The sequence below is a fragment of the Niabella drilacis genome, assembly GCF_900101395.1.
Taxonomy (GTDB): Bacteria; Bacteroidota; Bacteroidia; order Chitinophagales; family Chitinophagaceae; genus Niabella; species Niabella drilacis.
The window spans coordinates 67,805-80,312 of sequence record NZ_FMZO01000003.1 but is presented as its reverse complement, the minus strand read 5'-3'; the positions used below and the strand labels follow the sequence as shown (position 1 = coordinate 80,312).

Annotated in this window: 10 protein-coding genes and 1 pseudogene; 10 read left to right on the top strand and 1 reads right to left on the bottom strand. The window is 46.9% G+C overall.

Annotated elements, in window-relative coordinates:
- Window positions 1-48 precede the first annotated feature (48 nt).
- The 10 genes and pseudogenes from BLS44_RS06520 to BLS44_RS06475 form a co-directional block, all read left to right on the top strand.
- Window positions 49-687: pseudogene (locus tag BLS44_RS06520) on the top strand (BRO family protein); the annotation flags it as partial.
- A gap of 9 nt (window positions 688-696) precedes the next feature.
- Window positions 697-1,671, top strand: coding sequence for a Rossmann-fold NAD(P)-binding domain-containing protein (locus BLS44_RS06515; protein ID WP_090389260.1), 975 nt, complete (start codon window positions 697-699; stop codon window positions 1,669-1,671).
- Window positions 1,672-1,719: 48 nt separating this feature from the next.
- On the top strand, window positions 1,720-2,859 hold the full coding sequence (locus BLS44_RS06510) for a PDDEXK nuclease domain-containing protein (protein WP_090389259.1): 1,140 nt from the start codon (window positions 1,720-1,722) through the stop codon (window positions 2,857-2,859).
- Complete coding sequence (gene argB, locus BLS44_RS06505) at window positions 2,856-3,686, top strand: acetylglutamate kinase (protein ID WP_090389258.1); 831 nt, start codon at window positions 2,856-2,858, stop codon at window positions 3,684-3,686. The genes BLS44_RS06510 and argB overlap by 4 nt, the downstream gene beginning before the upstream one ends.
- A 28-nt stretch (window positions 3,687-3,714) precedes the next feature.
- Window positions 3,715-4,779 carry a M20 family metallo-hydrolase gene (locus BLS44_RS06500; RefSeq protein WP_090389257.1) on the top strand — a complete coding sequence of 355 codons (1,065 nt, stop codon included), beginning with the start codon at window positions 3,715-3,717 and terminating at the stop codon, window positions 4,777-4,779.
- Between the two features lie 226 nt (window positions 4,780-5,005).
- Entirely contained in the window at window positions 5,006-6,541 is a 1,536-nt protein-coding gene (locus BLS44_RS06495) for a DUF4419 domain-containing protein (protein ID WP_245729120.1), read from the top strand.
- Between the two features lie 70 nt (window positions 6,542-6,611).
- Window positions 6,612-7,955 (top strand): argininosuccinate lyase, encoded by a 1,344-nt coding sequence (argH, locus tag BLS44_RS06490; protein WP_090389255.1) that lies wholly within the window; start codon window positions 6,612-6,614, stop codon window positions 7,953-7,955.
- Window positions 7,956-8,279: 324 nt separating this feature from the next.
- Entirely contained in the window at window positions 8,280-9,509 is a 1,230-nt protein-coding gene (locus BLS44_RS06485) for an MFS transporter (protein WP_090389254.1), read from the top strand.
- Between the two features lie 393 nt (window positions 9,510-9,902).
- Window positions 9,903-10,301, top strand: coding sequence for a GreA/GreB family elongation factor (locus tag BLS44_RS06480; RefSeq protein ID WP_090389253.1), 399 nt, complete (start codon window positions 9,903-9,905; stop codon window positions 10,299-10,301).
- 146 nt (window positions 10,302-10,447) lie between these two features.
- Window positions 10,448-11,050: a 3-keto-disaccharide hydrolase gene (locus BLS44_RS06475; RefSeq protein ID WP_090389252.1), complete on the top strand. Its 603-nt coding sequence runs from the start codon at window positions 10,448-10,450 to the stop codon at window positions 11,048-11,050.
- 283 nt (window positions 11,051-11,333) lie between these two features.
- On the opposite strand, the gene BLS44_RS06470 is transcribed toward BLS44_RS06475, so the two are convergent.
- Complete coding sequence (locus BLS44_RS06470) at window positions 11,334-12,203, bottom strand: GIY-YIG nuclease family protein (RefSeq protein ID WP_090389251.1); 870 nt, start codon at window positions 12,201-12,203, stop codon at window positions 11,334-11,336.
- Between the last annotated feature and the right edge of the window lie 305 nt (window positions 12,204-12,508).

Genomic DNA, 12,508 nt, shown 5'->3' with positions numbered 1-12,508 from the left:
TTTGAACAAAAGCAGGTACGCTCCGTCTGAAATGAGGAACAGGAAAAATGGTATTTTTCTATTGTAGATGTTGTTGCAGTCCTTACAGAAAGTGTTGATGCAAATGCCTATTGGCGTAAGTTAAAACAACGCTTAAAAGAAGAGGGAAATCAAACTGTGACTGTTTGTCACAGTTTGAAAATGCTTGCTGCGGATGGCAAAATGCGCCTGACGGATGTTGCAGATACCGAACAATTGTTTCGTCTTGTTCAATCGATTCTTTCTAAAAAAGCAGAGCCGTTTAAACTCTGGTTGGCTAAAATGGGCCGGGAACGTGCCGATGAAATAGAAGATCCCGAGATTGGCATCGACCGGTTAATGGAAACCTATCTCAGGAAGGGATACAGCAAAGCCTGGGCAGGCTATTCCGTAAAAGACTATAAGCAGCTGAAAAGGCTTAAAAAAGAGAACCTCCGGGATAATATGACCAATCTTGAGCTGGTGCTGAATATGCTGGCAGAAGCCACTACAACAGCAATCAGCAAGGAAAAAGAACCGGATCGTTTTCAGCAGAATAAAAAAATAGCGCGTGAAGGAGGCTCCATTGCCGGTAACACCCGCAAACAAATTGAAGAAAAGACGGGAAAGGCAATAGTAACAAGTGCCACAGCCCGGAAGCAATTACAGAACAAAAAAAACAAGAACTGATACCATAAGATGTCTCTTTTAAAAACAAAAAACTTCATAAGCGCCCATGATGTAACCGACATCAACGCACTGGTGGCCAAGGCGCTGGACTATAAGGCCAACCCGTTTAAAGACAAAACCCTTGGTACAGGCAAAAGGATCGGCTGCCTGTTTTTGAACCCCAGTATGCGTACCCGTTTGAGCACACAGATCGCCGCACAGAACCTGGGTATGGAACCCATCGTGTTCAATGTAGGCTCCGAGGGGTGGAAGCTGGAGTTTGAAGAAGAAGCCATCATGAGCGGTTCCACATCGGAGCATGTAAAGGATGCAGCCCCTATTATGGGACAATATTTCGATATCCTGGCCATCCGTACCTTCCCTTCGCTGGCCAATAAGGAAGATGATTACAGCGAGCTGTATGTAAACCAGTTTATCAAATATTCCGGCATCCCGGTACTGAGCCTGGAAACAGCCACCCTGCATCCGCTGCAGAGCCTTACAGATGTCATTACCATTAAAGAAACATTTAAGGAAAAAAGGAAACCGAAAGTAGTACTTACCTGGGCTCCCCATGTAAAGCCGCTGCCCCAATGCGTGGCCAACAGCTTTTCGCAATGGATGAACGCCTGGGGTGAGGTGGACTTTGTGGTAACTCATCCGGAGGATTATGAGCTGGACCCGGCATTTACCGGTAATGCCACCATCCTCCACAACCAGGATGAAGCATTAAAGGATGCAGACTATGTATATGTGAAGAACTGGAGCACCTATACCGACTATGCCAAGATCTATAACAACGACCCCTCCTGGATGCTGACGCTCGATAAGCTGAAGCATACCAACAATGCCAGGGTCATGCATTGCCTGCCCGTACGCAGGAATGTAGAGCTGAGCGACGAGGTGCTGGACAGTCCGCACAGCATTGTAACCCGGGAAGCCGGTAACCGCGTATGGGCAGCACAGGCCGTGTTAAGTGAGTTACTGGGCCAGCTTAATTCCTGACATTGAAACGATAAAGTTGCTACAAGTTCTAATACATGTGATTGCCGCATGAATGATTTCAAACAATTGATAACAGCCATTGAACAGGTACATCAGCGGTTACAGGCACAGGCCGCAGGTGCTGTAAACCGGGCGCTGACCCTGCGCAACTGGTTGATCGGTTATTATATTGTTGAGTTTGAACAAAAGGGGTACGAACGGGCAACATATGGACAGCAGCTCCTTGAGAAAATTGCGGCAACAGTAACGATCAATGGTATTTCGGCCACCAACCTGAGGCTATTCCGCCAGTTTTACATCGTATATCCGCAAATACGCCAGACGATGTCTGACGAATTAAAACTGCTACTTTATACTGAAAATCAAAACATTGCAATTCGTCAGACAGTGTCTGACGAATTGCAAGCACCATCACCAGCAGTACAAAACAGCCATCCCTCTTCCAGCACACCCGTAGCACTCCCTCCGGAAAAGATCATTAGCAGACTATCTTTTTCACATTTAGTAGAACTTACAAAAATAGAGGACCCGCTGAAGCGTTGTTTTTATGAGATCGAATGCATAAAAGGCACATGGGGCGTTAGAGAGCTCAAACGCCAGATCAACACGCTCTACTTTGAGCGGAGTGGTTTATCGGCACAACCCGAAAAACTATCCAGGCTGGTTCAGGAAAAAATAAAACCACAAACGCCCGTGGACATAGTCAAAAATATCTACGCGTTTGAATTTTTAAATATTCGTCTAAATCCTGTTTTGGAAGAATCGGACCTGGAAACGGCATTACTGGACAACCTTCAGGCATTCATTACAGAACTGGGCAATGGTTTTTGCTTTGAAGCAAGGCAGAAACGTATTTTAATAGGGGACACTTATTATTTTATCGACCTCGTTTTCTACCACCGTATTCTTAAATGCCATGTACTTATAGAGTTAAAAATCGGCGCCTTTGAACACGGGGATATCGGGCAGCTAAATACCTATCTAAATTACTTTAAACAGGAAATCAGTGAGCTGGAAGACAACCATCCTGTTGGTATTTTACTGGTTGCTGAAAAAGATCAAGCACTGGTTAAATATGCCACGGCCGGGATGGACGAAAATCTGTTTATACAAAAATACCTGATCCGGTTACCGGACAAAGAACAACTGGAGCATCATATTGAAAAAGAGTTAAAAAAATTGCAATGAGCACAGAAGAAACGAACCATAGTTCAAACGAGGATATGCAAAATGCGCTCTTTATCATAAAAATAGGCGGCAACATTATTGACAATCCTGCGGCGCTGGAAGCCTTCCTGGCAGATTTTTCCAAAATAAACGCTGCAAAGATCCTGGTACATGGTGGCGGAAAGATCGCCACAAAGATCGGCACACAGCTGGGCATCGAATCAAAATACATCGACGGCAGAAGGATCACCGATGATGCAACCATCGACCTGGTGACCATGGTATATGGCGGACTGGCCAACAAAAAGATCGTGGCGCAGCTACAGGCACTGGGCACCAATGCCATTGGCCTTACAGGGGCAGATGCCAATATCATCCCGGCAAAAAAACGGCCGGTAAAAACCATCGACTATGGATGGGTAGGTGATGTGGAAACATCAGGCATCAAACATCAGACTTTAAACTTCTTCCTCGGAAATGGCATAACACCTGTGTTTGCCCCGCTCACACACGATACCAGCGGGCATATATTAAACACCAATGCCGATACCATCGCCTCTTCTCTCGCTGTGGCCTTGTCCGGATCCTTTAAGGTGCGGCTCATTTACTGTTTTGAAAAAAAGGGGGTATTGGAAGACGTTAATAATGACGCCTCCGTGATCCGCAAGCTGGATCGCAACTACTATCAGCAACTCAAAGAGGAAAAGAAATTGTTTGAAGGCATTCTCCCTAAAATAGACAATGCCTTTGCTGCCATTGACGCGGGCGTATCCCAGGTGCTGATCGGCGATGCCCGTGATCTGATTAAAAACACAACAAACGATAACGAAGGAACATTGATTTATTAAACAGGCCCAAGGGCTACAATTTTATTTTATGCAGGAACAACTTTACCAGGAAGCAGTCGCTCTGTTAAAACAATTGATCGAAACCCCCAGCTTCAGCAAAGAGGAAGATCAAACCGCAGAGCTGATCATTGCTTACCTGAACAGGTACCAGGTTCCCACCAAACGGTTAGGGAATAATATCATTGCCAAAAACAAATATTTTGACGATGCCAAACCAACATTGTTACTGAACTCGCACCATGATACGGTAAAGCCCAATCCCAAATATACCCTGGACCCGTTTAAAGCCATCGAAAAAGACGGGAAATTATATGGCCTGGGCAGTAATGATGCCGGCGGGTGCCTGGTATCGCTGATCGCTACCTTTGTCTATTATTACGAAAAAGAAAACCTGAAATACAATGTGATGCTGGTAGCCAGCGCCGAAGAAGAGATCTCCGGCTATAACGGCATTGAAGCGGCCGTAAATATTCTGCCCCCCATCGATTTCGCCATCGTAGGCGAACCCACCATGTTGCAGATGGCTGTTGCGGAGCGCGGCCTGATGGTACTGGATTGTACGGCACATGGCAAGGCCGGCCACGCTGCAAGAAATGAGGGAGACAACGCCATTATCAAAGCCATTAAAGATATTGAATGGTTTCACTCCTACCGGTTTGAAAAAGTATCGGAACTCCTGGGCGACAGCCGCATGACCTGTACCGTAATCGAAACCGAAAACAAGCAGCACAACGTAGTACCTTCTTCCTGTAAATATGTAGTGGATGTGCGGCTGAATGAGCTCTATAGCTTTGAAGAGATCCTGGATGCCATCCACCGGAATGTTTCCAGTGAAGTGAAGCCCCGGTCCACCCGCCTGCGCTCCACCTCCATTTCACTGGATCACCCGATCGTGAAAGCCGGTATCGCCATGGGCAAGACCACTTACGGCTCCCCTACCACCTCGGACAAGGCGTTAATGCCCTTCCCCGGGCTGAAAATGGGCCCCGGCGACTCAGCCCGCAGCCATACGGCAGACGAATATATTCATCTGCATGAAATAGAAGGCGGCATTAAGGATTATATCGAGATCGTGGGACGTGTAGTTATTTAGTTTGAGGTTTAAAGTTTAACGTTACACCCCACTTATTATTTGTTACCGGGCTGCCATTGGAGCTCGTTGGTCAATGTGAGGGTTCTGGACATAGGACACCAGCCCTAAATAAACGCAAAAAAAGTACAACACGTATATGTAATCCCACGAAATAACGCATCTTTAGTAAAAACTAACGATGCGTTATCTTTTAGTATATACCTGCCTCTTCTTAACAAGCGCATGTATGCATGCACAAAAAGCAGATCCTACAGGTAAAAAAAGACCCGGCACATTACAACCTGCAACTCAAACGGGCGTCACCTTTGATATAGAAACACTGGAACCGCCCAAAGATTCCCTGCCGGAAATTGCCGGTGACCAGGTTTATAAAACATTATTTACTGCGGACGCCCGGAAAGTATCCAAAAAACCGGAGGCCCTGGTGGCCATCAACCAGCAATCCATTGTTGCCCGGTCTGCATTACCGCCAACACTTGTACAGTACGGATATCATTCTTTTTTTGACGGCGTGTACCGGGCTTACTCCGACCATCGCCCCCTCGTGATCTCCCCGGATATGATCTGGCTGCTGATCGCCCAGGGCTTTTCCCAACACATCAACAGCGATCCCGGAAAATACCGGAAATACTTTGTACAACACGAAGGGAAACAGACCTTAATGGTACAAAATAATGCCATCCGCCTGGATGATCCTGACAGCCCCTGGGAACAGGTATTCCCGGAGTTTAGTAAACAGATCGCGGCACATACCGGGCAGGAATTAATTAACACGCTTACCGCCGATTTTTCCACCACCAGCACTACCACCCGGCTGGTATCGCAGATGACCATTATGGATGCTATGAAATCTTACTTTGAATATATCGTATTTATGATCGGCTGCGGCATTCCACGAGTGACGCTGGAAGGCACAACCGCCGATTGGAAGGCCATTTATAAAAAAGCAAACAGCCTCAAAAAATATGACCTGGACTGGTGGCTAAAGGAACTGGACCCTATTCTTACCCAATTTGTAGCCGCCTCCAAAGGAAATGCGGACAAAGATTTCTGGCGCAACCTGTTTAAAGTACATAAAGCCGGTAAGCCCTACCAGAGCAATAAGATCGATGGCTGGTTTGTAAAGTTCTTCCCCTACACCAGGGACGGTAAAAGAAATGACCTGCAATCCTTAACCGGAAGCTCCAACCTGCCGGACGAGATCGTAAAAGTTCCGCTCCGCCATGTGTTTCAGCATCCGGACGGCACCACAACGCAAACGCCGCTGGAGCTCTGGGCCGGTTTTATGGGGCTGCAGCAAAACAGCCGGCACTTTACATTAAAGCCCGAGATCGGCTGGATGATCAAAACAAAAACGGGGGCAGAGCATGAAATCCAAAGCGACCTGGAGCGGCAATTATCCGGTCCTCAGCGCTCCGAGATGTTTCCCATGGAGATACGTGTAACAACAATCCCCGACGTGATCCTGAACCTGAAAAAGATCAATAACCTGGCGATAACGTTTACCGACAGCATCCGCGTACCGGACGCCATGGGTTCCATTGCCATTGAAAGGCTTGCCTTAAACGGAAAAATTTCAAATGCCGGAAAACAACGGTTAAAACAACTTTTGATCAATACCACCCTCAGGGTCAACGGGGAACTGATCAACCAGACAGCAGCCGACAAAGAACAGGAACGGGCCAGGAAAGAAGCACTTGACAAAATCATCAAAACCGGGCAACCGGCCCCGGGTATCCGCACCAACGGAGGCCGAAAATGATTTCACAAAAAAAGTAGCTTCACATAAGATATAATGGCATCTTTGCAGGTAAATCGTTTTTATTTGTAAGATGAAGCTGTGGAAAAAAAATACGGACTCTTTAAAAGAAGTTGAAACCTTTACCGTGGGCAGGGATCGTGAAATGGACCTGTACCTGGCCCCTTTTGACGTGCTGGGCTCGCTGGCACATATACAAATGCTGGAATCGGTAGGTCTCTTAAAAAAAGATGAACTCGCCGAACTACAGGGTGCGCTGCGTACTATTTATGCCGATATTCAAAAAGGGACTTTTGAACTGCAGGAAGATGTGGAGGATATTCACTCCCAGGTGGAGCTGCTGTTAACACAGCGCATCGGCGAAGCCGGTAAAAAGATACACAGCGCCCGCAGCCGGAACGACCAGGTTCTGGTAGACCTGAAATTGTTCCTGCGCAGCGAAATTGAAACAACAGTGAACGCTGTTCTGCCCTTTTTTGAATTGTTGCAGACCCAAAGCGAAAAATATAAAAGTTTCCTGCTGCCGGGGTATACCCATCTGCAACTGGCCATGCCCTCTTCCTTCGGGCTTTGGTTTGGCGCTTATGCGGAAAGCCTGGTAGATGACCTGGTGAGCCTGAAAGCGGCTTACGATATCATCAACAAAAACCCGCTGGGTTCCGCAGCAGGATACGGCTCCTCTTTTCCTATTAACCGCACGCTTACTACAGAACTGCTGGGCTTTGCCACCCTCAACTATAACGTGGTATACGCGCAGATGGGGCGCGGGAAAGCAGAGCGGGTGGTAGCGCAGGCGCTGGCAAATATTGCCGACACCCTGTCCCGGATGAGCATGGATGCCACACTGTACCTGAACCAGAACTTCAGTTTCATCAGCTTTCCCCCGGAACTGACCACCGGCAGCAGTATTATGCCGCATAAGAAAAATCCGGATGTGTTTGAGCTGATCCGCTCTCATTGCAACCGCATCAAGGCATTGCCCAATGAGATCCTGATGATGACCACCAACCTTCCATCGGGTTATCATCGTGACCTGCAATTGCTGAAAGAGCACCTGTTCCCCGCATTTAAAACGCTGAGGGATTGCATTGAAATGGCGGGTTTAATGTTCTCCAATATTGAAGTAAAACCCGATCTCCTAAAGGACGGGAAATACAAATACCTGTTTACCGTAGACCTGGTAAACCAGCTGGTGCTGGAAGGTACGCCCTTCCGGGATGCTTATATCCAGGTGGGCCGGTCGGTAGACGATGGTACTTATAAAGTGCCGGAGCAAACGGCGATCAAAGATCCTCACGAAGGAAGCATCCAGAATTTATGCACGGAACAGATCCGTTCGTTAATGACGCAAACGGTTACATCTTTTGATTTTGAAGCCGTACACCGGGCTTACCGCCGGTTATTGAATGCAGAATAGCAGCCGGCCGCTCATCCCTGTTGCTGCTGCAATCTGCACTCCATGCAAAAGCCGGTAACAGCAACATAGCAGCTTTCGATCTTCAGGGGATCCGGAGGCTTCTTCTAAAACTGCCTTGCATTACGCAGGAGTGCCGTTCATGACTGCAGGTAGCTTTGACTGTTTAAAGATACTGCTGCAATAACCTTGGAAACAGCGCTCACCTGCAGCAATACCCTTACCCGGCTGCCCGGCCGTTTATCCATAAACGAGCTTCCGTTTGGCGGATCCGGTTTACCTTTGCGCTTCGTTACAAAAAAGTAACCACTAATTTATCTGAAGAAAATGACAGCGATAACCGAAAAGAGAACCGAAGGAACCATTTTTCCCATATTGATTGCGTTGAGCGTTTCACACTTGTTAAATGACACCATTCAATCCCTGATACCGGCTATTTACCCCATTATCAAAACCAATTATGCATTAAGTTTTGCGCAGATCGGCCTCATCACCCTGTCGTTTCAGCTGGCCGCTTCGCTGCTGCAACCGTTTGTGGGCATGTATACCGACCGGAAACCGCAGCCCTATTCCCTGGCTGCCGGGATGGGCTTCTCGCTGATCGGATTGATCATTCTCGCCAATGCATCCCGGTTCCCCGTAATGGTGATGGCCGTTTGCCTCATTGGGGTTGGCTCTTCCATTTTCCATCCGGAGGCCTCCCGTATGGCCCATACCGCATCCGGAGGGCGCAAAGGCCTGGCCCAGTCTGTATTTCAGCTGGGGGGCAATTTTGGCAGTTCCCTGGGACCGTTGCTGGCCGCCTGGATCATTGTCCCCCACGGCCAGTTCAGTATCATCTGGTTTTCGCTGATGGCGCTTTTTGCAATGGTCATCCTTTCCTATATCGGCAAATGGTATAAAGGCATCATCCGGGAACATCGTAAAAAAAGAACCGCATCCTCCGCAGTGGCTCCCACCCTTCCCAAAGGGAAGGTAGCCCTGGCAGTGACCGTGCTGCTGGTCCTTATTTTTTCCAAGTACTTCTACATGGCCAGTTTGACCAATTATTTCACCTTTTACCTCATCGATAAATTTCATGTATCGGTACCGGCATCCCAGATCTATCTGTTCGTATTCCTGTTTTCCATTGCCGCGGGCACCCTTATCGGCGGACCGGTGGGCGACCGCATCGGGCGCAAATATGTGATCTGGGTATCTATCCTGGGCGTAGCGCCCTTTTCGCTCCTGCTGCCGCATGTAAACCTCTTCTGGACGATCGTGCTGATCATTCCCATCGGGGTAATCCTGGCCTCCGCGTTTTCGGCCATCCTGGTATATGCGCAGGAATTGATTCCCGGAAAAGTAGGACTCATCTCCGGGCTGTTCTTTGGTTTTGCATTCGGAATGGCAGGGATCGGGTCTGCATTACTGGGGAATCTTGCAGATGCCACCAGCATCAAATACGTATTTTATATTTGCTCATTCCTCCCGTTGATCGGCCTTTTAACCGGTTTCCTGCCGGATATTGAAGGAAAAAGAAGAAAGAAGATTGCCACTGAGGCCCAGAAACGCTGAGACCCACTATGATCGGCTGCCGCCGGAAATATTATTTACCTCAATGCCCGGGATCTCAAAACGGACGCTTTGGACTTTTTGATCGGAACTGATGAGGGATCCGAGCAGTAAGGAATCTTTGCAGGGAAGAAACACTACAAACCCGTGCTCCTGGTCATCCGTTGCTGTGGGCGCCGGAAAACAGGGATCAAAGGACTCAATGTTTCAGTACTCTGTGGCTTCTCTTCCCAATTTGGCCGGCTCCGGGGTTTTAGGTAACTTTGTGTAAATGCATCTGTATTTTATACATACAAAGGCCTATCTCCTGAAGCCGGCTGGTCCGTTACAGTAACCTAGCCCGGCCTTTTTGCCTGCATTCCCTATTTTTTTCTAACAATTTTTATTTTAATCATCATGAGTACGAACAGTAACCCGGTTATTCTTTGCGAATCCGATTATAAAAGGCTTACAGCGATTATTGTGCTGGACAAAAAAACTGAAGAAAAAGACAATACCCTTGCCTATGAGCTCAGCAGGGCCACGGTTGTAAAAGATGAGGATTTTCCTGAAAACATTATCCGTATTGGCTCCGGGGTAAAAATACTGGACATCGCCGCCCAAAAAGAAAAAGAGTTCCAGATCGTAATGCCCGGGGAAGCAGATATCCAGGCAAAAAAGATATCCATCCTTACCCCCATGGCCGCCGCCATTATCGGGTTTAAACCGGGAGACGAAGTATCCTGGAAGATGCCCTCAGGCATGAAGCAGCTAAAGGTAGTATCAGTGGACAATAAAACACTCGTAAAAGCCTGACCGACCAGGCTTTTATTATTCCCGGCCCAGGGCAGTATCGGGGCTATCCGTTTAAATAAAAACAATGTGCAATTTGTGATTTCTTTCATTATTTCGTTTATTTTAGACGTTTTCCGATCGCTTTCTAAAATTTAAATTTATTGTAAATGAAAAAAGGCTTCTTATTCCTCCTGCTTTGTGCAGTTCTTGTTACTGCAAACGCTCAAAAGAAAAAAAAGGCACCCCTGTTCAACGGCAAGGACCTTACCGGCTGGAAGATACATGGTACTGAAAAATGGTATGTAGACAAAGGTGAACTGGTGTGTGAAAGCGGGCCCGATAAACAATACGGATATCTTTCCACCGAAAAATCCTATAAGAATTTTGACCTGACGCTTCAGTTCAAACAGGAAGCCAACGGCAATAGCGGTGTTTTTTTCCGGTCGGATATTGAAGGGGTAAAGATCAGCGGCTGGCAGGTAGAAGTGGCGCCTCCCAACCACAATAGCGGCGGTATCTACGAATCCTATGGCCGCGGCTGGATCATAAAACCCAAACCAGAGGATGAAAAATGGTTAAAGGAAGGCCAATGGAATACCATGCGCATTAAGGTTGTTGGGGATGAGGTAACCACCTGGCTGAACGGTCATCAAATGGTATACCTGAAAGATGAAAAAATTGGCAAGGCAAACGGCTTTATCGCGCTCCAGATCCATGACGGCGGCGGCATTAAGGTAAGATGGAAGAATTTTAAACTGAAAGAACTATAAGCGTGTAGCTTTCAGATATCAGCTGCCAGCACTCAGCCGGTATACAATTTTATCAGAAGAGGTTGTTCCAAAAGAACGACCTTTTTTTATCGGAGGATATCAGATCTAAGAATTGAAAATCGGGAATCCAGAGATAAGCACCGGACCCAACCCGGCGCGGGCATTGAATGTTGAACCGGCCCTAACCACGCCCCGATCCTATGGCCAATAGTCCCATGGATGATGACCAGCTATCGCCCGGCGGCTGTAATACTTCTGTTTACGAAGGTGGATCGTCTTAATTTCATTGTTCTTTTGCAATTTGAATACATAATTTTCTCAAGTCCGACAACTCTTTGAGTGCTAATGGATTTTTTGCTATATTAATTAACGGTCTGTGTTTGTTTATTAACGCTGTTTCTACCGATTCAAAATCGCCACTAAAGGTGACCCAGTTAACATACAAGTTGTCATTGATCCACTTAATAATTTTTTTCTCGTCAGTGGGTGAAAATTTGTAGTTGCATTTGTTTGCTTTAGAAGTAAGCGAACCTTTTGGTGGCCGGTGCCCGAGAACAGCACCGATACTCCTAAAAAATGTTCCGTGTCCGTTAGCACGAAGCTCCTGATTTAAGAACCGTCTGTTCAAACTCTCGGTCGCAATGCCGATGTAGATAATATTGTGTTGTCTGTCCCCTAAAATGGTATTGAACGGTTTAGGCAATTTATTGATGTCAGCGATACGAATGCAATAAAGTCCGGAGTTGTGAGGAACTAAATTATCAATGCTCCAAGCACTCTTAAAGTGTTTATTATTCATCAGCACCTTTTCAAGTTGTGATGTGTCAGGGCTTGAGGCCTGTATCGATTTAATTGCCCGTTTTGACTTTTCAACTTTAGTGGCCATGGAAACGGTTGAAACGGTTTTAGGAGTCTGCTTGTTTGAATGTGGAATTGTCCATAATGTACCCTTACCATCAAATTGAAAAGCATGTGGTAATTGTCCGTCCCGAAGCAGGTTGCGAAGCGGCTTGCCAGGACTGTTCTTACTGTCCGAAAGCAGCCCTGCCTTTGCAAGAACGGCATTTGCTTCAACCGGATCGATACCTGTTTTACCTGTCCGTGTTAAGTAGGTGTTCAAGTAAGTGGTTATTGCTTTAATGTCTTTGCTCATTTTTCCTGTTGATCTGTATTGGCATTGTCCTCAAATTATAGCCGCGATCAAAATTCTTATGTAGCCTGGTTGCTCCGATCCGGGTCAATACATCTAAATATGATAAAGCTGCTTTTTCATTAATGCGCCGGACACATCTCTGTACCCGCCCTTGCCGGCCGGCAGGTCTCCGTGCCTGTGGCCGTTTTTTTGTCCCTGAAATTCTGAAAAATACAGAAAAGACGCTTCAGCTTTGACAAATTCCACCAACAACCGGTATCAACATTTTTGATACCGGTTTATTATGAGTAGCATCACAGGATCTA